Raw genomic sequence first — 20888 nt, 5'->3', positions numbered from 1 at the left:
GGGGTGCGGCCCCGCTGTGGCGCCGCGTCCGCTGTGGGTTGTTGCATGTCTGATCGAATGATCGCCGTTGCCGCCGTCTTGTGCGGGTGGGCAGCGGCCGGTGCGGCCAATGCGGCCGATGCATTGTCTGCGTCACCGGTGCCGCCGCTGGGCGCCCCGCGTGTGGGTCTGGTCGAGGCGCTGGCGCGCCAGGCGCCGTCGCTGGACCGCCAGGTGCTGGCCCTGGCCACCGAGGCACTGCAATGCGCGCGACAGCGCCAGCAGGTGGGTGCCGAACGGGTGCTCAGCGTCATCGACTACAGCCGCCCCTCGACCGAGCGCCGGCTCTGGGTATTCGATCTGGACAAGCAACGCCTGTTGTTTCGCGAATGGGTCGCGCACGGGCGCAATACCGGCGAGAACCAGGCGGCGAAGTTCTCCAATAACGACGGCAGCTTCCAGTCCAGCCTGGGCGCATTCACCGCGCAGGAGTCGTACACCGGGCACAACGGTTACTCGTTGCGGCTCAAGGGTCTGGAGCCCGGTTTCAACGACCACGCGCGCGACCGTGCCATCGTGATCCACGGCGCACCCTATGTCAGCGAAGCCATCATCCGCACCCAGGGCCGGCTCGGCCGCAGCCTGGGCTGCCCGGCGGTGCGGCCAGCGGTGGCCAAGCAGTTGATCGATACCTTGCGCGACGGTGCGTTCGTGTTCGCCTACTACCCGGATCGCGCCTGGCTGCGCCAATCGCGGCTGTTGAGCGGTGGCTGTAGCGGTGCGGCAGCGCGTGCAGTGGCCGGGCGCTGAGCGATTGCGCGTCACCGACCCGACCGACTGCTTCGACAAGCACGCACCGACGCATCAATGAAATCCATCAATCAGCCGCCAATCCTCACACCGTATCGCCGGCCAGACGGCGCAGTGCAGCGTAATCCAGGATCTGCACCAGATGCAGTTGCGGCAGCGCGATCAACTGCTGCTGCCGCAGTTTGGTGAAGGTGCGGCTCACCGTTTCCACGGTCAGCCCCAAGTGGTCGGCGATGTCGCTGCGGCTCATCGGCAGCGCCACCGTGTCGCCGCTGGCGCCGGGTTGGGTGGAGCGGGCGGCCAGCCGTAGCAGGAAATGCGCCAGCCGTTCGCTGGGGTGCAGGCGCGCCAGCAACAGGCCGGTGTCCTGCGCGGCGGCCAGCTCCATGCTGGCGCGTTGCAGCAGCTTGCGTTCCAGCTGTGGGTAGCGCTCGCGTAGCTGGCGCATTTGCGCCATCGGCGTGCGGCACACCCGGCTGTCGACGATGGCTTCGATATCGTGGCGGTGCTGCGCGGTTTCGGTGAGCCCGACGTAGTCGCCGGGCAGCACGAAGCCGGTGATCTGGCGGCGTCCGTCGGCCAGCGTGCGCACCATGCGCAACGCGCCGGAGGTCACGGTATAGACGTTGTGCCGGGTCTCGCCCGCACGCACCAGGGTGCTGCCGGGCGCGTAGGCCGCCGCGTGGGTGACCTGGTCCAGCGCGTCCATTTCCTGCGCCGAGAGCGCCGCACAAATGGCCCGGCCGCGCACGGTGCAAAGGGCGCAATCTGAGTTGGGCGTGCCGCTGGCGGATGCCGCGCTGGGCGCCGGGCAGGTCGCGCTGGGGTCGGAGAGCTGCCGATACATGGGCCACGCACTGCTGGGACGCATTGAATGATACGCCATGCGGTCAGCGCGGCCGCCCAGCCGGTAGAATTGTGCGTTCGCCACATTGTCCTGCAGGAGTTTCGCTCGTGATCAAGCCCCGTACGCCGCCCGGCATCATGGAATTGCTGCCGCGCGAGCAGATCGCGTTCCAGCGCATGCTGGACGTCATCCGCCGCAACTACGAGCGGTTCGGGTTCCTGCCGGTCGAAACGCCGGTGTTCGAGCTTTCCGATGTGCTGCTGACCAAATCCGGCGGCGAGACCGAGCGCCAGGTGTATTTCGTGCAGTCCACCGGCGCGCTGGCCAATGCCGCCGCTGCGGCCGATGAGGGCGCCGAGAACGGCGGCTTGCCGGAGCTTGCGCTGCGCTTCGACCTGACCGTGCCGCTGGCACGCTACGTCGCCGAGCACGAGCATGACTTGAGCTTCCCGTTCCGGCGCTACCAGATGCAGCGCGTGTATCGCGGCGAGCGTGCGCAGCGTGGGCGTTTCCGCGAGTTCTACCAGTGCGACATCGACGTCATCGGCAAGGATGCGTTGAGCATCCGCTACGACGCCGAAGTGCTGGCAGTCATCCATGCGGTGTTTGCCGAGCTGGGCATCGGCGACTTCAAGGTGCAGTTGAACAATCGCAAGCTGCTGCGCGGCTTCTTCGAAAGCCTGGGCGTGGCCGAAGGCGAGTTGCAGCTGGCGGTGCTGCGCGAGGTCGACAAGATCGACAAGCGTGGCGCCGATTACGTGCGCAACACGCTGGTGGGCGAGGGCTTTGGCATTCCTGCCGAGCAGGTGGCCAGGATTCTCGCCTTCGTGGCGGTGCGCTCTGAAGGGCATGCCGATGCGCTGGCGCAATTGCAGGCGCTGGAAGGCTCGGTCGGGGCCAGCGCGACGCTGGGCGAGGGCATCGCCGAGTTGCGTGAAGTGCTGGAGCTGGTCAAGGCGCTGGGCGTGCCGGAGAGCGCGTACTGCCTGAATTTCTCCATCGCGCGCGGGCTGGATTACTACACCGGCACCGTCTACGAAACCACGCTGACCGACCACCCGCAGATCGGCTCGATCTGTTCGGGCGGCCGTTACGAGAGCCTGGCCAGCCACTACACCAAGTCCAAATTGCCCGGTGTGGGCATTTCGATCGGCCTGACCCGCCTGTTCTGGCAGCTGCGCGAGGCCGGCCTGATCCAGGGCATCGCCGAACGCAGCGTGCAGGCGATGGTGGCGCTCATGGACGAGACCCGCCTGGACGACGCGCTGGATATCGCGCGCCGGCTGCGCATCGGTGGCATCAACACCGAGGTGCAGATGGAGCCAAAGAAGGTCGGCAAGCAGTTCCAGTATGCCGCTCGTGCCGGCATCCGCTTCGTGGTGCTGGCCGGCGACGACGAACTGGCACGCGGCGTGGTGGCGGTGAAGGACCTGGTCCGCGAGCAGCAATTCGATGTCGCCCGCGACGAGCTGGCCAGCACTTTGCTGGTTGAGCTGGAACAGGCCAAGGCGATGCCGTGAGGCGGAGCTGGTCGTTTCTGATTGCCTGATTTGAAGGGCGCTACAGTTGCTTGCCGTGCGAGTCCGGCGGGCATGCTTTGTGTCATCTATGTAAGAGCGGCGGCGCATCGGATGTGTGCCGAAATGGTGAACATCGTGCCTCTGCGCCACGTTGCCGCTTGCGACAAACCGGAGCGGGCCTGCCTGGGCTGATCGCTCCCGGCTCTCTGGCGGCGACGGAAGAACCCAATGTGCGCAGACCAGCCCTTGGTCCTTCTCCCGTCAACGGGAGAAGGTGGCGCGTAGCGCCGGAGGAGGGGCTTCGGAGCTTCCCGGCAGCGCAGTTGAGAAGTGTGGCGCAGCGTTCGGCTAAGGCTTCGTTGCTGGCTTTGCGATGGAAGGGCGCGCAATCCGCACGTGAAGCGGTGTGTGTTGCTGTACGAGATCTCGCCCCCATCCGCCCTTCGGGCACCTTCCCCCGCAGGCGGAGGAAGGGAACCGCCTGCTTTTCTTCGTCCGCCTGCGGAGAAGATGGCGCGAAGCGCCGGATGAGGGCCAGCCGAACGAGCGCTCTCCACACCATCCGAACAGGTGACAAGTCCCGTCGTTTGCGTTAATGTACTAACACGCTATTACATTAACGCAATGAAACAACGATCTGCCCCCGAAACTACCGACGTCGCCGCCTCGCTGACGATGCTGGCCGACGCACTGGCATGCCTGCGCGAGCCTGGGGCCGTCGAAGCGTTTCTGCGTGACCTATGCACGCCCGCCGAGCTGGAAGCCATGGCCGACCGCTGGCGGGTGGTGCCGCTGCTGGTCAAGGGCGTGCCGTATCGCGAAATCCACGAGCTGACCCAGGTCAGCGTGACCACCATCGGGCGCGTTGCACGCACCCTGGACCACGGCGCCGGCGGCTATGCCGCGGCCCTGCGCGAGCAGTCGTCGCGCCCTGACGACTCCCACTGAGAGAACAAGATGAGTGCTTCCACGGCAGCGCCGGCACGTGACCGGTTGCGTATCGCCATCCAGAAGAGCGGCCGTCTGGCCGAGCCGGCGCGCAGCCTGTTGGCCGCCTGCGGGCTGAGCTGGCGGCAGAGCCGCGACAAGCTGTTCTGCTACGGCGAGTCGTTGCCGGTGGACCTGCTGCTGGTACGCGACGACGATATCCCCGGCCTGATCGCCGATGGCGTCTGCGACTTGGGCATCGTCGGCCAGAACGAGCTGGAAGAGCAGGCCGCCGAGCGCCGCCGCAATGGCTTGCCGGCCGCCTACCACGCGGTACGTGGGGTGGGCTTCGGCCAGTGCCGCCTGATGCTCGCCGTGCCGGAAGAATGGGATTGGCACGGCGTGGCGCAACTGGCGGGCAAGCGTATCGCCACCAGCTACCCGGCGATTTTGGCCGATTGGCTGGAGCGGCAGGGCATCGACGCGGCGGTGGTGGAGTTGTCCGGTTCGGTGGAAATCGCCCCGCGCCTGGGCACCGCCGATCTGATCTGCGATCTGGTCTCCAGCGGCGCCACCCTGGCCGCCAACCAGCTCAAGCCGGTCGAACTGGTGATGGAAAGCGAAGCGGTGCTGGCCGGCGCGGTGCGCGAACCTGCCGATGCGCGTGCCGGCCTTCTGGCAATGCTGCTGCGGCGCATGGACGGCGTACTCAAGCTGCGCGACAGCAAGCTGCTGATGTTCCGTGCCGAGCACGGCAACGTGGATGCGCTGCGCCGCCTGCTGCCCGATGCTGATCCGCTGGTGCAGTTGCCCGACGACGGCAACGGCGCGCTGCGCTTGCAGACTATGTGCCACGGCGCGGTGACCTGGCAGCGCCTGGAAGAACTCGAACGCGCAGGTGCGCAAGGCTTGATGGTGTTGACGGTGGAGCGCTCGCTGGCATGAAGATTCTCGATTGGTCCCAACTCGACGGTGCTGCACGCACCGACGCATTGACCCGCCCGGTGCAGACCGTGGCCGCACGAACGCGCGATGCGGTCGCCGCCTTGATTGCCGACGTACGCACGCGCGGCGATGCGGCGTTGCGCGAGATCACCGCGCGTTTCGATGGCGTGTCGCTGGACAGCTTCGCAGTGAGCGAAGCCGAATTCGTCACCGCCGAAGCGGCCGTCCCACCGGAGCTGCGCCAGGCCATGCAGGATGCGGTCGCACGCATCGACACCTTCCACCGCGCCGGGATGAGCCAGGGCTATGCGGTGGAAACCGCGCCCGGGGTAGTGTGCGAAAAGATCGTGCGGCCGATCGGCCGTGTGGGCCTGTATGTGCCGGCAGGCAGTGCGCCGCTGCCATCGACGGCCTTGATGCTGGGCGTGCCGGCGCGTCTGGCCGGATGCCGCGAGGTGGTGTTGTGCACGCCGCCGCGCAAGGACGGCAGCGTGGACCCGGCGGTGCTGGTGGCCGCGCAACTCACCGGCGTGCGCCGCGTGTTCAAGCTCGGCGGTGCGCAGGCGATCGCGGCGATGGCGTATGGCACCGAATCGCTGCCCAGCTGCGACAAGCTGTTCGGCCCGGGCAACAGCTATGTTACCGAAGCCAAGCAGCAGGTGGCCCAGTCCGGTGCGGCGGCGATCGACATGCCGGCCGGCCCCTCGGAAGTCTTGGTCATCGCCGATGCGGGTGCGCAGCCGGCGTTCGTGGCTGCCGATCTGTTGTCGCAGGCCGAACACGGCCCCGATTCGCAGGTGCTGTTGCTCTCCGACAGTGCCGCGTTGATCGATGCGGTGCAAGCGCAGCTGGAAGTTCAGCTGGCGCAACTGTCGCGCGCGGACATTGCGCGCCAGGCGCTGGCGCAATCGCGGCTGATCAAGGTGCAGACGCTGGATGAGGCGTTTGCGATCAGTAATCGCTATGCGCCGGAGCATCTGATTCTTGCGCTGCGCGAACCGCGCGCGTGGTTGGAGCACGTCGAAGCGGCCGGTTCGGTGTTTCTCGGCGATTACACGCCCGAAGCGCTGGGCGACTACTGCAGCGGCACCAATCATGTATTGCCGACCAGCGGTGCGGCGCGCGCCTACAGCGGCGTGAGCGTGGCCAGCTTCCAGAACATGGTCAGCGTGCAGGCGGCCAGCAAGGCCGGCATCGACGGCATCGGCGAATGCGCGTTGCTCCTCGCGCGGGCCGAGGGGCTGGATGCCCATGCCAATGCGGTGGCGCTACGCATGGGAGCGGCAGCATGAGCACGTCGTCGATTCTGGATCTGGTGCGCGAAGACCTGCGTGCATTCGCGGGCTATTCGTCGGCGCGCACCAGTGCGTTGCAGGGCGATGTGTGGCTCAACGCCAACGAGTCTGCCTGGGCCAATCCCGCCGATCCCGCTGCCAGCACGCGGCGCTATCCCGACCCGCAACCCAAGGGCCTGCGCAGCGCGCTTGCGGCGCTGTACGGTTGCGCCCCGGAGCAGCTGTTGATCGGTCGCGGTAGCGACGAGGCGATCGATTTGCTGGTCCGTGGCCTGTGCGTGCCAGAGCGCGACGCGGTGCTGGTCACGCCGCCGGTGTTCGGCATGTACGCCGTGTGCGCACGGCTGCAGAACGCGCCGCTGGTGGACGTGCCGCTGGTCGACGGGCCCGACGGTTTCCATGCGGATATCCCGGCGATCGTGGCAGCGGCATTGTCTTCGAACGCCAAGTTGGTGTTCCTGTGTTCGCCGTCCAATCCTGCTGGTTCGGCCATTGCGCTGGACGAAATCGAACAAGCGCTGCAGGCTTTGCAAGGCAAGGCGCTGGTGGTGGTGGATGAGGCCTACGGCGAATTTTCCGATGTGCCTTCGGCGGTCGGCCTGCTCGGGCGTTACGACAATCTCGCCGTGTTGCGCACGCTTTCCAAAGCGCATGCATTGGCGGCGGCGCGTATCGGCACGCTGATCGCCAATGCCGAGCTGATCGCCTTGCTGCGCCGCTGCCAGGCGCCGTATCCGGTGCCCACACCATGTGCAGCCATGGCCGAGCAGGCCTTGTCTGCGCCAGCGCTGGAGGTTACACGCCGCCGCATCGCCGAGGTGCGTAGCGAACGCGAACGTGTGCACAAGGCGTTGGTGCAGCTGCCTGGGGTGCGTCAGGTCTATCCCTCGCAAGGCAACTTCCTGCTGGTGCGTTTCGACGACGCCGAAGGCGCATTCCAGGCGCTGCTGGAGGCCGGGGTGGTGGTGCGCGATCAACGCGCAGTGCCGCGCCTGGCCGACGCGTTGCGGATCACGCTGGGCACGCACGAACAGAACCAGCGCGTGCTGAGCGCGCTGCAACGCACGCAGGAGGCCGCCGCATGACCCCGATTCTTTTTGTCGACCGCGACGGCACGCTGATCACCGAGCCGGCCGATTACCAGATCGACGCCTACGAGAAATTGCGCTTTGTCGATCATGTGATTCCGGCGATGCTCAAGCTACGTGATGCAGGCTATCAGTTCGTCATCGTCAGCAACCAGGATGGGCTGGGCAGCGAGAGCTACCCACGCGCGTCCTTCGACGGCCCGAACAATCTGATGCTGCAGATCTTCGCCAGCCAGGGCATCGTATTTCGCGAAGTACTGATCGATTGCAGCTGGCCTGCCGACAATGCGCCCACGCGCAAGCCAGGTGTCGGCCTGATGGTGCCGTATCTGCAGGACCGCAGCATCGACTGGGCACGCTCGGCAATGGTGGGCGACCGCATCACCGACATCCAGTTCGCGCAAAACCTGAATATCCGCGGGTTTCAGCTGCGCACCGATGAGTTCGGCGGCGAGTGGGACTGGCCAGGCATCGCCCACGAGCTGGCCGATGCGCCGCGCCGCGCGGTGGTCCAGCGCAACACCAAGGAGACCAAGATCCGCGTGGAACTGGATCTGGACCGTGTGGCCGAGCCGAAAACCGCCACCGGTCTGCCGTTCTTCGACCACATGCTGGAACAGATCGGCAAGCACGGCGGTTTTGCGCTGGAGATCCGCGCCGAAGGCGATCTGCATATCGATGAGCATCACACCATCGAAGACACCGGCCTTGCACTGGGCCAGGCGCTGCGTGAAGCGCTGGGCGACAAGCGCGGCATCGGCCGTTACGGCTTCGATCCGGAAAGCAGCCCATGGCAAGTTGCCGGCGACACCGCGCAACATGGCTTCACGTTGCCGATGGACGAAACCATCGCCAGTGCGGCGCTGGATTTCAGCGGCCGCCCGTATTTCGTCTTCGACGGCGAGTTCAAGCGCGAGCGCGTCGGCGACATGCCCACCGAACTGGTGCCGCATTTCTTCCGCTCGATCTGCGATGCGTCCGGCTTGAATCTGCATCTGACCGTGCGCGGTGAGAACGATCACCACAAGGTGGAAGCCTGCTTCAAGGCCTTGGCGCGTGCATTGCGCCAGGCGATTCGCCGTGAGGGCACTGCGTTGCCGACCACCAAGGGCGCGCTATGACCGACGTTGCGCTGATCGACGCCGGTGGCGCCAACCTGGGCTCGGTGCGCTATGCGTTGGAGCGCTTGGGCGTCGACGCACGCGTGGTGCGCGATGCGGCTGGCCTGCAGGGCGCGCAGCGGGTGATCCTGCCTGGCGTCGGGGCGGCGCCAGAGGCGATGTCGCGTCTGCGCGCGCAGGGCTTGGTCGAGCCATTGCGGGAATTGCAGGTGCCGTTGATCGGCATCTGCTTAGGGATGCAGTTGCTGTTCGAACATTCCGAAGAAGGCGATGTCGAGTGCCTGGGCCTGCTGCCGGGCATCGTGCGGCACATGACGCCGGCACTTGGCATTCGCGTGCCGCATATGGGCTGGAATCAGCTGGTGCCGATGCGCGACTCCGCGTTGCTGGCCGGTCTGCCCGAGCGTGCCAGTGCGTACTTCGTGCACGGCTATGCGGCGCCGGTGACCGCCGACACCGTTGCCGCCTGCGATCACGGCGGATTGTTCACTGCCGTCGTGCAGAACGGGCTGCGCTGTGGCGCGCAATTCCACCCTGAGCGTTCGGCCGATACCGGTGCACGCATCCTGCGCAATTTTCTTGAGATGAGCTTCCCATGAGTTTCACCGTTTACCCGGCGCTGGATATCCGCAACGGTCGTGTGGTGCGCCTGCTGCAAGGCGATTACGCGCGCGAAACGCAGTACGGCGACGACGTGCTGCCGCGTGCGCAGGCATTCGCCGCTGCCGGTGCGCAGTGGATGCATCTTGTCGATCTGGATGCGGCCAAAGCAGGCGGCTACACCTTGGCCAGCACACTCGGAGAGATTGCGCGAGCCACCGGCTTGCGCGTGCAGACCGGCGGCGGTGTGCGCTCGCGCGAGGATGTGGCGCGCATCCTCGACGCAGGCGCCGCACGCGTGGTAATCGGCTCGTTGGCGGTGCGCGATAGCGCGATGGTGATTGGCTGGCTGCAGGAATTCGGTGCCGATCGCCTGACGATTGCACTGGACACGCGCCAGGATGCCAATGGCGTCTGGCAGTTGCCGGTGCACGGCTGGACCGAGGCTGCAGACGCCACGCTGGATCAATTGGCCGTGCGCTACGCGCAAGCCGGGCTGCAGCATCTGCTGTGTACCGACATCGCCCGCGACGGCATGCTGTCGGGCCCCAACATGGCGCTGTACGCGCATCTGCGCGCGCTGACGCCGCAGTTGCAGGTGCAGGTCTCCGGAGGGGCGCGCAATCTGGCCGATGTCGCCGCTGCCAAGGCCGCAGGCTGCGCCGGCATCGTGCTGGGCAAGGCCTTGCTCGAAGGGCATCTGAATCTCGACGAGGCACTGGCATGCTGAGCCGTCGCATCATTCCGTGCCTGGACGTGCGCGATGGCCGCGTGGTCAAGGGCGTCAAGTTCCGCGACCACATCGACATGGGCGACATCGTCGAACTGGCATTGCGCTACCGTGCGCAGGGCGCCGACGAACTGGTGTTCTACGACATCGGTGCCAGCCCGGAAGGACGCTCGGTCGACTACACCTGGGTCGAGCGGGTGGCGCGGCTGATCGATATTCCGTTCTGCGTGGCCGGTGGTATCGGCGATGTGGAAACAGCGCGCGCGGTGCTACACGCCGGTGCCGACAAGATATCGATCAATTCGCCTGCACTGGGCCGCCCGCAATTGATCTCCGAGCTGGCCGACGCGTTTGGCGTGCAATGTGTCGTGGTCGGCATCGATTCGATTCGTGAGGAAGATGGTCAGTGGCGCGTGCGCCGCTACACCGGCGACCCGAGCAAGACCCAGGCGCTGCCGATGCGTACGCTGGATTGGGTGGCCGAAGCGCAGCGGTTGGGCGCAGGCGAAATCGTGCTCAATTGCATGGACAACGACGGCGTGCGCCGCGGTTACGATATCGCCCAACTGCGCCAGGTGCGTGCGTTGTGCCGGGTGCCGCTGATCGCTTCCGGCGGTGCAGGCGAGATGCAGCACTTTGCCGACGTCTTCGACCAGGCCGATGTGGATGGCGCACTGGCGGCCAGCGTGTTTCACAGCGGCGCGATTCCGATTCCGGAACTCAAGCAATTCTTGCGCGCGCAACAGATCGAGGTACGCGATGGGCAGTAACGACGTGGCGACGGGCGACGCGCTCGCGACGCTGGATTGGAGCAAGGGCGAGGGCCTGTTGCCGGTGATCGTGCAGGACGCCGACAACCTGCGCGTGCTGATGCTGGGCTACATGAATGCCCAAGCGTTGGCCGTGACCCAGCAGCGCGGTGAAGTCACCTTCTTCAGCCGCAGCAAGCAGCGCTTGTGGACCAAGGGCGAGAGTTCGGGGAACGTGTTGCGCGTGGTGTCGATCCAGACCGACTGCGATGCCGACACGTTGCTGGTGCAGGCGCGCCCGCATGGCCCGACCTGTCACCTGGGCCGCACCAGTTGCTTCCCGTCTGCGCCCGGGCAGTTCCTGGGCAGCCTGGATGCGCTGGTGGCCGAGCGCGAGCGCGCACGCCCGCATGCCAGCTACACCACCAAACTGTTCGAGCAAGGCATCCGTCGCATCGCGCAGAAGGTGGGCGAGGAGGGCGTTGAAACCGCGCTGGCCGGTGTGGTGCAGGACGATGACGCGTTGCTCGGCGAATCGGCCGATCTGCTGTATCACCTGATCGTGCTGCTGCGCGCACGTGGGCTGGGCCTTGGCGACGCGGTGGCGTTGCTGGAGTCGCGACATCAATAACGTGGTCGCTCCTACGGATAAGCGGGCATGTGTGCCGCCTGCGTACACGCACTGCGCGCCTTGCGATGGCATGTACAATTTCCGCTGATCTTCGCGCGGGAAAACGCATGCATCGTCGCTTCGCTTTGTTGGCACTGGGCTTGCTCGCGGCAAGCGCATACGCGCGCGGCACCACGGTCGATGGCATCGTCTACGAAGAACGCGACGGGCGCGCCGGCCGCAGCGCGGATGAGCCGGGCGTAGCCGATGTGGCGGTTTCCAATGGCGAGCAAATCGTACGTACCGACGCACAGGGGCGCTACCGCCTGCCGGTACGCGACGGGCAGACGGTATTCGTGATCAAGCCGGGCGACCGCCGCTTTTTACCCGCCGCCGACGGTCTGCCCGCATTCTGGCGCCACTACGCACCGCGTGGTTCTGCCAAGCATCGGTACAGCGGTGTCGCCGCGACCGGCCGCAACACACGCAACTGGGATTTCGCGCTGACGCCACGCGCAAACACCGCGGCCGATGGCTTCCAGATGCTGGTGTTCGCCGACAGCCAGACCGCCAGCCTTGCCGACGTTGGCTACTACCAGCGCGACATCGTGGAACCGATCATCGGCAAGACCACCGCCAGGCTGGGCACCACGCTGGGAGATATCGTCAGCGACGATCTAAGCTTGTATCCGGCGTTGAACAAGGTCACCACGCAGCTGAGCGTGCCGTGGTTCCACGTGCCGGGCAACCACGATCTCAACCTGGACGCGCACGACGATGCGCAGTCGCTCGACAGTTGGCATGCGGTCTACGGTCCGGACACCTATGCGGTGGAAGAGGCCAATGCCAGCTTCGTGTTCCTGGACGATGTGGTCTACACGCCGGGCGGCAAGCAGGCCTACATCGGTGGCCTGCGCGAAGATCAATTCGCGTTCCTGCAGAATTATCTGTCGCAGCTGCCACGTGACAGGCTATTGGTGCTGGGCATGCATATCCACCTGTTCGATGCAGTGCCGGGGCAGGAAACCTTCCGGCATGCCGATCGCCGCCGCCTGTTCGCATTGTTGAAAGAGTTTCCGCATGTATTGGTGCTCAGCGGCCATAGCCACACCCAGCGCCAGGTGGATCACGGTGCGGACGAAGGCTGGCAAGGTGCGCGCCCGCTGCACGAGTACAACGTCGGCGCTGCCTGCGGTGCGTTCTGGTCGGGCGCCAAGGATGCCGACGGCATTCCCGATGCGACGATGAGCGATGGAACTCCCAATGGCTATGCGGTGCTGCAAGTTGCCCCCAGCGGCAACTACACGCTGGCTTATCACGCCGCGCGCGCGGCCGACGATGCGCAATTGCTGCTGCACGCGCCCAAGGTACTGCGCAAGGGCGCGTATGCGGCATGGGGCATCTACGCCAATGTCTTCATGGGCCAGGACGACACCGTGGTCGAGATGCGCATCGATAACGGCGCATGGCAGCCGATGAAGCGCGTAGAGCGTGGCGATCCGCGTGTGCTGGCAGAGAATGTGCGCGACGATGCGGCAGACGCGTTGCGCGGTTACGACCGCTCGCCGGAGGCCACGCCATCTACGCATCTCTGGCGCGGCGCATTGCCGACCACGCTGGCGGTGGGCGAACACACCGTCCAGGTGCGCGCGACCCTGCCCACTGGGCAATACAGCGCGAGCACGGTGTACCGCCTGCAAGCCGCTGAGCCGTAAGGCGGCTAACAGTGACCGTCGCCTCATGTCCTTCTCCCACTGGGAGAGGATGCCCCCGAAGGGTGGATGAAGGAGCGCGCAGCGCCTGACAGCACCCAATCCTGGGACACCTCGCGCCAGGAATCCAGGTCGCATCAAACGATTGCCTGTTACCTTGCTCTTGATGCAGCGATAGGGCGCTGTGTCTGCGTGATATCCAGCATGGACAAGAACGCGGCTGCGACATCGCGACGTCGAAGCATGCGTCAGCTGCGACGCAGCCTCATCGCCACAAACACAAACGCCTCCACAAGGGAGGCGTGTTGGGATCCGGGCTGGCAGGCATTGGCGCGCTGGCGAAGATCGGTGCTGGCTGGCGGTTGCTGGCTGGCTGGGCGAGTGTAGCGATGCCCGGTCAGCGCTGCCGAAATGAGAATTAGTCTCAGCGCTCGCCGTGGTTATCGATTGGATGCTGCAGGTGCAGTTGGCGGCGTGGTTGTCGGGTTCGCGGGTGCCGGGGCCTTCGAACGCGGCACGGCGTCCACGGGCGCATCGTCCGTTGATCCGGTTGACTCGACGTCCTGGTCCGACTCGGCATCCATGTCCACTGCCGGATACGGATACGCGACCGCCGGCCCGAGATGCACGCCGGCACGCCAACGCGCCAGCACCGGCGCGATGCGCTTGCCCAGCGACTGCTGCGGCAACGAGGGCAGCTCGCCTTCCTGCTTTTCGCGTGCGGTGATGGCGGCTTTGGCGATGTCGAATGCGGCCAATGGGTCGTCGCTCTGGTTCATTGCATCGATCAACCAAGCCTGCCCAAAATAGGTGGCGTTGGAGGTATTGCCGCAGCCGAACGAGGGCCGGTCGGCGCGCGCAGCGGTGAGGATCAGCGTTTGCGGCGAACGCAGTGCGGGAATGAAACCTCCCGAATAACAGGCCGACAGCACGATGACGCGATTGTCGATGCCGGCATCGTCCAGCGCCTTGCGCAGATCCTGCGGGCTGATGAAATCCTCTTCCTTGTCGTCCACCTGCACGTACAGGCTGTGATCTTCGGTGCCGTGGGTGGTGACGAACAGCAGCAGCGCGTCTTCCTTGCGATCCATGCGCTTGCCGATTGCGGCAAGCGTGTCGTACAGATTGTCGTAGGTCGCCAACGGGGCGTAGGGATGTTCGCCCAGGTTGTCCGGATTGTTGACCAGCGTGACCACGCGCCCGCGCGCATCGAAGCGTTGCTCGAACAGCTGCTTGAGGTAGAGCGTCTCGTTGCGGAAGACATCGTCGCTGGCATCGCCGGCAAAACCGACCACGTACAGATCGGTGACGCCTGGCTGCTGCGGTTGCAACGCTTTCAGCGCTTGCGCCAAGGCGGCCTGATCGACCGGATCGACCGGATCGACCTCATCGCGGTTCTCGGCAGGCTGAGCCTGCAACGCCGCACCAGCGTCCGGATGGCAGCCGGCCATCAACGCCACCACGACGATCAGCGCGGAAAGTCGACGCCATGCTGCATGTGGTGCGAAAGGGGAATGCAGCGACATGGCGCGCCGAGGTCCAGAGAAGACAGGGGGGAGCGGCGGAGCACGGTGCCCGCAGTGCAGACCATCACCCCGCCAGAGAGATGCATGCGGCGCGTCGCAGCTGGAACATCTCAGCGGCTTGCGCAGCGCCAACGCCCGATTGCGCTCAAACGGCAATGAGCGCAACCGGCTTGCAGATCGTGCTTACAGCACCAGCTGGCTGAAACTCTCCACGCGCTGGTGGCTGCCGACCTCGTCGGCCGAACGCGGCGTGGGGTAGTCGTCCAGGCGATCCAGCAGCGCGGTGCGCATGCCGGCACGTTTGGCGGCGTCGAGCTCTTCAATCACATCCGACAGGAACAGGATCTCCGGCCCCGGCACGCCAATGCGCTCGGCGATGCGGCGGTAGCTGGCGCTTTCGCGCTTGGGGCCGACTTCGGTATCGAACCAGTCGGTGATCAGTCCGCTCAGGTCGCCCGCGTCGCTGTGCGCGAAGAACAGTTTTTGCGCCGGCACCGAGCCGGACGAATACACATACAGCGGAATGCCCGCTGCGTGCCAGGCTTTGAGCTGGATCGCGGCATCGGCGTAGATATGCGCAGTGAAGTCGGCCGTCTTGTAGCCCTCGCCCCAGATCAGGCCCTGCAAGGCCTTGAGCGCGGTGTGCTTGCGGTCCTCATCGATCCAGGTCTGCAGCGTGGTGATCAGCACCTCGTCCGGCACGTCCTCTCCGATTTCATCGGCCACCTGGTTGAGCCAGTGGCGCACCTGCGGATGATTGCCGTGCTCGCGCACGTAGGCCGGCATGGCACGGCGCGCGTACGGAAACAAGACGTCCTTGACGAACGAAATGCTGCTGGTCGTACCTTCGATATCGGTGAGGATCGCTTGCGGTCGTGTCATCGTCAGCTGGCCTTGTGAGGTTTCTCGGGGGCGTAGCGGGGGAATTGTTTGGCGATTTCGGTGCCGGTGAAGTGCCCGACCCAGCCGTCCGGCTCGGTGAAGAAGCGGATCGCCACGAAATGCGGTTCCGGTCCCATGTCGAACCAGTGCAGGGTGCCGTCGGGCACGGCAATCAGGTCGTCCTTGACGCATTCGATCTCATAAACCTTGGCATCGACGTGCAGCGTGAACAGGCCCGAGCCGGCGACGAAGAACCGCACTTCATCTTCCTTGTGGAAGTGTTCGTCCAGGAACTTGGCGCGCATTTCTTCGCGCTTGGGGTTGTCCGGCGCGATGCTGACCACGTCCACGGTCTTGAAGCCGCGCTCGGCGCTGATGCGGTCGATATCGGCGCGGTAGGCGTCCATCACCTGCTCGGGCGTTGCGCCCGGTTCGACCGGCGCGCTGGCATGCCAGCGTTCGAAGGTCACGCCGATCTTGACCAGCTCGGCGGCGATCGCATCGCCGTCGCGGCTATCGAACTCGGGTGTGGCGGGATTGGTGTCGGCAAAGATACGCAGTCGGCTCATGGCGGTCTGGCTCACGAATGGGGGACGGGCATTACTCAGCGCGTGCCGCGCAGTTTCAGCAGTTCGAGTTCGCAATGCAGCAGGAATTCGAACGCTTCCAGATGACGACGTGCCTCGGCCATGTTGCGGCCCCAGGCATACAGGCCGTGTCCTTCGATGAGATACCCCCACATGCTCTGTTTGTCCAGCAAGGCATCGACCTGCGTGGCCAGCACCTGCATGTCCTGGGTATTGGCGAACACCGGTACTTCCATCGCGGTTTCGTGGGTGGTGTTGCCATCGAAGGCCTTGAGCAGTTCGTAGCCTTCCAGCCGAATCACACCGCTACCTGCATACAGGCGGGAGGCAATCGTCTGCACCGGCGAGTGCGTATGCAGCACGCAACCGATCTCCGGAAACCGGCGATACAGCTGGGTGTGCAGCAGGGTTTCGGCAGACGGGCGCAACGGGCGGCCGACGGCCAGGCCATCGAAGTCCACCACCATGATGTCTTCTTCGACCAGGCGACCCTTGTCGCGGCCGGAGACGGTGATGGCCGCGTGCTGTTCGTCCAGGCGGTGGGAGAAATTGCTGCTGGTCGCGGGTGTCCAGCCGGCATGGGCCAGCTCGCGGATATTGGCGATCAGCAGATGCGCCAGCTCGTGCAGACGCGCGGCGCTATAGGGCAGGGGGGCAGTGGTCGCATTCATGGACCTATTCTACTGCGCCCCCGGTGCATGGGCAGGTGCAGCGCAGCAGGCGTCGTCTTGCCGCGCCCGACGCCGGCTCATGCGGGGGCTCAGCGGCCGTCGCGCAGACGGCTGTGGCGATACCCGTAGCCGAAGTAGATCACCAGCCCGACCAGCGTCCACAGGCCCATCAGCATCCAGTTGTGCAGCGTCATTGCCGACAGCAGCGCAAGGCAGCTCAACACGCCGGCGGTGCAGATCAGCCAGGCGGCCGGCATGCGGAACGGGCGCGGCAGTTCCGGATGGGTGCGACGCAGGATCAGCACGCCGGCGCACACCGCGGCGAAGGCGATCAGCGTGCCCATCGACGTCAGTTCGCCCAGCACATCCAGCGGGAACACCGCTGCCAGCAGCGCGATGCCGACACCGGTAATGACGGTATTGACATGCGGGGTGCGGTACTTGGGATGGATGCGGGTGAAGATCGAGGGCAGCAGGCCATCGCGCGCAATGATCATGAAGATGCGCGGCTGCCCGATGATCATCACCAGCACCACCGACGACAGCCCGATCAACGCGCCCACTTCCACGACCACACGCAACCAGGCCAGCTGCGGATGCGCCGCCACCGCGGTCACCACCGGCTCGTCGGTGCCGAGCAAGGTGTATGGCACCAGGCCGGTCATGACCGCCGCCATGGCGATGTAGAGCACGGTGCAGACCACCAGCGACAGGATCATGCCGATCGGCAGGTCGCGTTGCGGGCGATGCGATTCCTGTGCTGCCACCGACACCGCTTCGAAGCCGATATAGGCGAAGAACACCATCGCTGCGCCGCGCAGCACGCCTTCCATGCCGTATTTGCCCGGACCTTCGTTGGCCGGAATGAACGGGTGCCAGTTGGAGGTGTCCACGTATTTCCAGCCCACCGCGATCACCAGCAGGATCAGGCCGGTCTTGAGGATCACCATGGCCATGTTCATGGCCGACGACTTGCGGATGCCGACATAGCACAGCCAGGTCAGCAGCAGCACGATGCCGGCCGCCGGCAGGTTGGCGATCGCCCCGGTGGGTTGCAGTTTGCCGTCCAGCGGCGCGCTGACGAATGCGGCCGGCAGGTGGATGTCGAAATGCTCGAGCAGGCTCAAGAAGTAGCCCGTCCAGCTGACCGCCACTGCCGAGGCGGACACGCCGTATTCCAGCACCAGCATCCAGCCGATGAACCACGCGGCCAGCTCACCGAAGGTGGCGTAGGTGTAGGTATAGGCGCTGCCGGAGACCGGCACCATCGCGGCGAATTCGGCGTAGGCCATCGCACAGAACGCACAGCACACCGCTGCGAGCACGAACGAGAGCATGATCGCCGGGCCGGCATGGTCGGCCGCCGCCTGGCCGGTGATGACGAAGATACCTCCGCCGATCACCGCCCCAATCCCCAGGGCCGTCAGCCCCCAGGGGCCAAGCGCGCGTTGCAGGCCCAGCCCATCGGCCGCCTCATGGCTGGCATGCGGGTGTTTGGTGGCCCAAAGTTGTTTGAACATGAAGCGGTTCCGGCTTGGCGCTACGCGCGATCATTGAACAAGAAGACCGGCGTCGCGCGCCGGTCTTAAGAGAAGGTTAGGCCCGTTTCGCGAGGCGACTGTGGTGGATGCCGTAGCCGAAGTAGATCGCCAGGCCAATCACGGTCCAGCCCACGAACACCTTCCAGTGTTCCTGAAAGGCCTGGAAGAACAGGAACAGGCAGGCCAACGCGCCCAGTGGGCAGATCACCATCGCCAGCGGCACCCGGAACGGGCGCGCCAGGTCGGGCTTGGTGAAGCGCAGCACCAGCACGCCAGCGCAGACCGTGGCGAAGGCGAGCAGGGTACCCATCGAGACGAGTTCGCCCAGCACGTTCAACGGGATCACCCCGGCCAGCAGCGCGGCGACCACGCCCACGAAGAGCGTGCCGACGTAAGGCGTGCGGAATGTCGGATGCACCTTGCCGAACAGCTTGGGCATCAGCCCATCCTTGGCCATGGTGTAGAAGATGCGCGGCTGCGCCATCAGCATCACCAGCACCACCGACGACAGGCCGGCGATGGCACCGATTTCCACCGCGGTCTTGAGCCAGGTCAATTGCGGATGGGCTTCCAGCGCGGTGGCCACCGGCTTGGCGGTGCCGAGCTGGGTGTAGGGCAGCAGGCCGGTCAGCACTGCGCAGACGATGATGTAGATGATGGTGCAGATGGCCAGCGACACCAGGATGCCGATCGGCATGTTCTTCTGCGGATCCTTGGTCTCGCCGGCGGAGGTGGAAACCGCGTCGAAGCCGATGTAGGAGAAGAACACGATGGACGCGGCGCGAAACACCCCGTCCCAGCCGAACTGGCCAGGGCCGGTATTTTCCGGGATGAAGGGGTGCCAGTTCGCCGGGTCGATATAGGCAATGCCGAAGCCCACGAACAGGCAGATCACCACGACCTTGATCGCCACCACGATCGCGTTGGCGAACGCCGACTGGGTGACGCCGACGTAGCACAGGATGCTCACTGCGGCGACGATCAGCACGGCCGGCAGGTTGACCAGGTTGCCGGAGCTGACAAAGCCGTGGCCGTCCCAGGCCAGCGGCGCACCCGCGAGTTCTGCGGGGAACGGCAACCCCAGGGTGCCGGTGATGAAGCTGATCAGGTAGGCAGACCAGCCGACCGCAACGCTGGAGCCGGCGAACAGGTATTCCAGCACCAGACACCAGCCGATGAACCAGGCGATGCCTTCGCCGAGCGTGGCGTATGAATACGAATAGGCGCTGCCGGAGACCGGCATCATCGCGGCGAACTCGGCGTAGCACAGGCCGGCGAAGGCGCAGGCGATACCGGCGAACACGAACGACAGCATCACCGCCGGGCCGGCGTGATTGGCCGCGGCCTGGCCGGTCAGCACGAAGATGCCGGCGCCGATCACCGCGCCGATACCGAGCATGATCAGGTGCTTGGCTGTGAGGGTCCGTTGCAACGTGGCTTCGCCTTGCAGGCTACCTTCGACCGGTTCGCCCGCATCGACGTGGCCGGCGGGCTCGATCGGTTTGACCCTCAACAGAGACTTCAGCATTCGGTACATCCCTAAGTGGCAAAGCGCAGGCGCAGGCGCCCGGACGAATTGGTGCGCCGCATCCCGGTGGGACAGGCAAGCGGCCTACCTTGCCAAAGCTACACGCTCACGACAAGCGCGTACGCAGCATGAATGGCGATAATGGCCGCCTGGCCCGCACCGGGCGCCCGAGAACGAGCGATGGTGGATACAACCCTGCAGCAGCAATTGGCGGCGTACCGCCTGCGTTGGCCGGAGGAAGCCGCGCTGGCCGAGCAGTTCGCGCAACTGCTGGACGATGCCACCGATCCGTTCGTGCGCGAGCGTGTCGAAGGTCATTTCACCGGCTCGGCGTGGGTGGTGAGCGCCGACGGCACACGCACCTTGCTGACCCATCACCGCAAGCTGCAGCGCTGGCTGCAGCTGGGCGGGCACGCCGATGGCGACCGCGATCTGGCCCAGGTGGCGTTACGCGAAGCGGAGGAGGAATCCGGGCTCGTCGGCTTGCGGCTGGCCGACGGAGAGCTGTTCGATCTGGACCGTCACTGGATTCCGGCGCGCGGCGACGTGGCGGGGCACTGGCACTTTGATGCGCGATACGTGGTGGTGGCCGGTGCGGACGAGGCATTCGAGGTCAGCGAAGAATCGCTGGCACTGGCATGGCGCCCGATTGCCGAGCTGCTTGCGGAGCCCGAGCTCGATCCATCGCTGCGTCGAATGGCGGAGAAGTGGCTGGAGAGCCGGGATTCGGGATTCGGGATTGGTAGAGGCGGTGGTCCGGCGCCGATCTACCTAGCCGGCCCCATGTTTTTACCTCCTACAGCGTGATTGGACCGGTGAACCCGCCAGTTGCCGCGTAGCGCTATTGCGAATCCCGATTCCCCAATCCCGGTAACTGAAGAGCCGGGATTCGGGATTCAGGATTGGTAGAGGCGGTGGTCCGGCGCCGATCTACCTAGCCGGCCCCCATGTTTTTACCTCCTACAGCGTGATTGGACCGGTGAACCCGCCAGTTGCCGCGTAGCGCTGTTGCGAATCCCGAATCACGATTCCGGTAACTGAAGAGCCGGGATTAGCGATTCGGGATTTGGGATTGGTAGAAGCGGTGACCCGGCGGCTATCCACGTGGCCGGTTCCCATGTTCCCTGCCCGCAGCGTGATTGGACCGGTGAACCCGCCAGTTCCGCGCAGCGCTGTTGCGAATCCCGATTCCCCAATCCCGGTCACTGAAGAGCCGGGAT

General features: G+C 65.5%; 20 protein-coding genes. 13 read left to right on the top strand and 7 right to left on the bottom strand.

Annotated features, from left to right (window positions below):
* Nucleotides 1–45 precede the first annotated feature (45 nt).
* On the top strand, nucleotides 46–789 hold the full coding sequence (locus J7367_RS11590) for a murein L,D-transpeptidase catalytic domain family protein (RefSeq protein ID WP_057660066.1): 744 nt from the start codon (nucleotides 46–48) through the stop codon (nucleotides 787–789).
* An 85-nt stretch (nucleotides 790–874) separates the two neighbouring features.
* On the opposite strand, the gene J7367_RS11585 is transcribed toward J7367_RS11590, so the two are convergent.
* A complete protein-coding gene (locus tag J7367_RS11585; RefSeq protein ID WP_172955836.1) occupies nucleotides 875–1540 on the bottom strand; it encodes a helix-turn-helix domain-containing protein in 666 nt (221 codons plus the stop codon).
* 203 nt (nucleotides 1541–1743) lie between these two features.
* Here J7367_RS11585 and hisS point away from each other — a divergent pair, with 203 nt between their 5' ends.
* The 11 genes from hisS to J7367_RS11530 all read left to right on the top strand — a co-directional run bounded on the left by hisS (nucleotide 1744) and on the right by J7367_RS11530 (nucleotide 12936).
* On the top strand, nucleotides 1744–3156 hold the full coding sequence (gene hisS, locus J7367_RS11580; protein WP_057660064.1) for a histidine--tRNA ligase: 1413 nt from the start codon (nucleotides 1744–1746) through the stop codon (nucleotides 3154–3156).
* A gap of 624 nt (nucleotides 3157–3780) precedes the next feature.
* Nucleotides 3781–4104 (top strand): YerC/YecD family TrpR-related protein, encoded by a 324-nt coding sequence (locus tag J7367_RS11575; protein ID WP_007963919.1) that lies wholly within the window; start codon nucleotides 3781–3783, stop codon nucleotides 4102–4104.
* A gap of 9 nt (nucleotides 4105–4113) precedes the next feature.
* Nucleotides 4114–5028 carry an ATP phosphoribosyltransferase gene (gene hisG, locus J7367_RS11570; protein ID WP_057660062.1) on the top strand — a complete coding sequence of 305 codons (915 nt, stop codon included), beginning with the start codon at nucleotides 4114–4116 and terminating at the stop codon, nucleotides 5026–5028.
* Complete coding sequence (gene hisD, locus J7367_RS11565; RefSeq protein WP_057660060.1) at nucleotides 5025–6320, top strand: histidinol dehydrogenase; 1296 nt, start codon at nucleotides 5025–5027, stop codon at nucleotides 6318–6320. Before hisG ends, hisD begins: the two co-directional genes overlap by 4 nt.
* On the top strand, nucleotides 6317–7408 hold the full coding sequence (gene hisC / locus J7367_RS11560) for a histidinol-phosphate transaminase (protein WP_057660058.1): 1092 nt from the start codon (nucleotides 6317–6319) through the stop codon (nucleotides 7406–7408). Before hisD ends, hisC begins: the two co-directional genes overlap by 4 nt.
* A complete protein-coding gene (hisB, locus tag J7367_RS11555) occupies nucleotides 7405–8532 on the top strand; it encodes a bifunctional histidinol-phosphatase/imidazoleglycerol-phosphate dehydratase HisB (protein ID WP_007963926.1) in 1128 nt (375 codons plus the stop codon). The genes hisC and hisB overlap by 4 nt, the downstream gene beginning before the upstream one ends.
* Complete coding sequence (gene hisH, locus J7367_RS11550) at nucleotides 8529–9131, top strand: imidazole glycerol phosphate synthase subunit HisH (RefSeq protein ID WP_007963930.1); 603 nt, start codon at nucleotides 8529–8531, stop codon at nucleotides 9129–9131. The genes hisB and hisH overlap by 4 nt, the downstream gene beginning before the upstream one ends.
* On the top strand, nucleotides 9128–9862 hold the full coding sequence (gene hisA / locus J7367_RS11545) for a 1-(5-phosphoribosyl)-5-[(5-phosphoribosylamino)methylideneamino]imidazole-4-carboxamide isomerase (RefSeq protein WP_057660056.1): 735 nt from the start codon (nucleotides 9128–9130) through the stop codon (nucleotides 9860–9862). Before hisH ends, hisA begins: the two co-directional genes overlap by 4 nt.
* Nucleotides 9856–10632: an imidazole glycerol phosphate synthase subunit HisF gene (hisF, locus tag J7367_RS11540; protein ID WP_022559052.1), complete on the top strand. Its 777-nt coding sequence runs from the start codon at nucleotides 9856–9858 to the stop codon at nucleotides 10630–10632. Before hisA ends, hisF begins: the two co-directional genes overlap by 7 nt.
* The gene (gene hisIE / locus J7367_RS11535) at nucleotides 10622–11242 is read left to right on the top strand and encodes a bifunctional phosphoribosyl-AMP cyclohydrolase/phosphoribosyl-ATP diphosphatase HisIE (protein WP_057660054.1); all 621 of its coding nucleotides are present in this window, start codon (nucleotides 10622–10624) and stop codon (nucleotides 11240–11242) included. The genes hisF and hisIE overlap by 11 nt, the downstream gene beginning before the upstream one ends.
* A 107-nt stretch (nucleotides 11243–11349) precedes the next feature.
* On the top strand, nucleotides 11350–12936 hold the full coding sequence (locus J7367_RS11530; RefSeq protein WP_057660052.1) for a calcineurin-like phosphoesterase family protein: 1587 nt from the start codon (nucleotides 11350–11352) through the stop codon (nucleotides 12934–12936).
* A gap of 437 nt (nucleotides 12937–13373) precedes the next feature.
* Here J7367_RS11530 and J7367_RS11525 read toward each other — a convergent pair whose 3' ends face one another.
* The 6 genes from J7367_RS11525 to J7367_RS11500 form a co-directional block, all read right to left on the bottom strand.
* Nucleotides 13374–14459, bottom strand: coding sequence for a C13 family peptidase (locus tag J7367_RS11525; RefSeq protein WP_057660050.1), 1086 nt, complete (start codon nucleotides 14457–14459; stop codon nucleotides 13374–13376).
* 183 nt (nucleotides 14460–14642) lie between these two features.
* A complete protein-coding gene (gene mtnC, locus J7367_RS11520) occupies nucleotides 14643–15341 on the bottom strand; it encodes an acireductone synthase (protein WP_007962134.1) in 699 nt (232 codons plus the stop codon).
* A 2-nt stretch (nucleotides 15342–15343) separates the two neighbouring features.
* The gene (locus J7367_RS11515; protein ID WP_005915388.1) at nucleotides 15344–15910 is read right to left on the bottom strand and encodes an acireductone dioxygenase; all 567 of its coding nucleotides are present in this window, start codon (nucleotides 15908–15910) and stop codon (nucleotides 15344–15346) included.
* Nucleotides 15911–15945: 35 nt separating this feature from the next.
* Nucleotides 15946–16599, bottom strand: coding sequence for a methylthioribulose 1-phosphate dehydratase (locus J7367_RS11510; protein ID WP_007962123.1), 654 nt, complete (start codon nucleotides 16597–16599; stop codon nucleotides 15946–15948).
* 89 nt (nucleotides 16600–16688) lie between these two features.
* Nucleotides 16689–18119 (bottom strand): amino acid permease, encoded by a 1431-nt coding sequence (locus J7367_RS11505; protein WP_007962121.1) that lies wholly within the window; start codon nucleotides 18117–18119, stop codon nucleotides 16689–16691.
* Between the two features lie 76 nt (nucleotides 18120–18195).
* Nucleotides 18196–19668: an amino acid permease gene (locus tag J7367_RS11500; protein ID WP_057660048.1), complete on the bottom strand. Its 1473-nt coding sequence runs from the start codon at nucleotides 19666–19668 to the stop codon at nucleotides 18196–18198.
* A 141-nt stretch (nucleotides 19669–19809) separates the two neighbouring features.
* On the opposite strand from J7367_RS11500, the gene J7367_RS11495 reads away from it, so the two are divergent.
* On the top strand, nucleotides 19810–20475 hold the full coding sequence (locus tag J7367_RS11495) for an NUDIX hydrolase (protein ID WP_244667756.1): 666 nt from the start codon (nucleotides 19810–19812) through the stop codon (nucleotides 20473–20475).
* Nucleotides 20476–20888: the final 413 nt, after the last annotated feature.

It is taken from the genome of Xanthomonas sp. D-36-1, from assembly GCF_017746155.1.
GTDB lineage: Bacteria > Pseudomonadota > Gammaproteobacteria > Xanthomonadales > Xanthomonadaceae > Xanthomonas > Xanthomonas cissicola.
The sequence above is the reverse complement of the archived record's forward strand: the minus strand, read 5'-3'. Positions and strand labels throughout refer to the sequence as shown.

What these genes read in the sequence shown, in the direction of transcription:
- J7367_RS11590 (WP_057660066.1), top strand. Translation starts at nt 46, where the DNA reads ATGTCTGATCGAATGATCGCCGTTGCCGCCGTCTTGTGCGGGTGGGCA.
- J7367_RS11575 (WP_007963919.1), top strand. Translation starts at nt 3,781, where the DNA reads ATGAAACAACGATCTGCCCCCGAAACTACCGACGTCGCCGCCTCGCTG.
- hisG (WP_057660062.1), top strand. Translation starts at nt 4,114, where the DNA reads ATGAGTGCTTCCACGGCAGCGCCGGCACGTGACCGGTTGCGTATCGCC.
- hisD (WP_057660060.1), top strand. Translation starts at nt 5,025, where the DNA reads ATGAAGATTCTCGATTGGTCCCAACTCGACGGTGCTGCACGCACCGAC.
- hisC (WP_057660058.1), top strand. Translation starts at nt 6,317, where the DNA reads ATGAGCACGTCGTCGATTCTGGATCTGGTGCGCGAAGACCTGCGTGCA.
- hisB (WP_007963926.1), top strand. Translation starts at nt 7,405, where the DNA reads ATGACCCCGATTCTTTTTGTCGACCGCGACGGCACGCTGATCACCGAG.
- hisH (WP_007963930.1), top strand. Translation starts at nt 8,529, where the DNA reads ATGACCGACGTTGCGCTGATCGACGCCGGTGGCGCCAACCTGGGCTCG.
- hisA (WP_057660056.1), top strand. Translation starts at nt 9,128, where the DNA reads ATGAGTTTCACCGTTTACCCGGCGCTGGATATCCGCAACGGTCGTGTG.
- hisF (WP_022559052.1), top strand. Translation starts at nt 9,856, where the DNA reads ATGCTGAGCCGTCGCATCATTCCGTGCCTGGACGTGCGCGATGGCCGC.
- hisIE (WP_057660054.1), top strand. Translation starts at nt 10,622, where the DNA reads ATGGGCAGTAACGACGTGGCGACGGGCGACGCGCTCGCGACGCTGGAT.
- J7367_RS11530 (WP_057660052.1), top strand. Translation starts at nt 11,350, where the DNA reads ATGCATCGTCGCTTCGCTTTGTTGGCACTGGGCTTGCTCGCGGCAAGC.
- J7367_RS11525 (WP_057660050.1), bottom strand. Translation starts at nt 14,459, where the DNA reads ATGTCGCTGCATTCCCCTTTCGCACCACATGCAGCATGGCGTCGACTT.
- mtnC (WP_007962134.1), bottom strand. Translation starts at nt 15,341, where the DNA reads ATGACACGACCGCAAGCGATCCTCACCGATATCGAAGGTACGACCAGC.
- J7367_RS11515 (WP_005915388.1), bottom strand. Translation starts at nt 15,910, where the DNA reads ATGAGCCGACTGCGTATCTTTGCCGACACCAATCCCGCCACACCCGAG.
- J7367_RS11510 (WP_007962123.1), bottom strand. Translation starts at nt 16,599, where the DNA reads ATGAATGCGACCACTGCCCCCCTGCCCTATAGCGCCGCGCGTCTGCAC.
- J7367_RS11505 (WP_007962121.1), bottom strand. Translation starts at nt 18,119, where the DNA reads ATGTTCAAACAACTTTGGGCCACCAAACACCCGCATGCCAGCCATGAG.
- J7367_RS11500 (WP_057660048.1), bottom strand. Translation starts at nt 19,668, where the DNA reads ATGCTGAAGTCTCTGTTGAGGGTCAAACCGATCGAGCCCGCCGGCCAC.
- J7367_RS11495 (WP_244667756.1), top strand. Translation starts at nt 19,810, where the DNA reads ATGGCCGCCTGGCCCGCACCGGGCGCCCGAGAACGAGCGATGGTGGAT.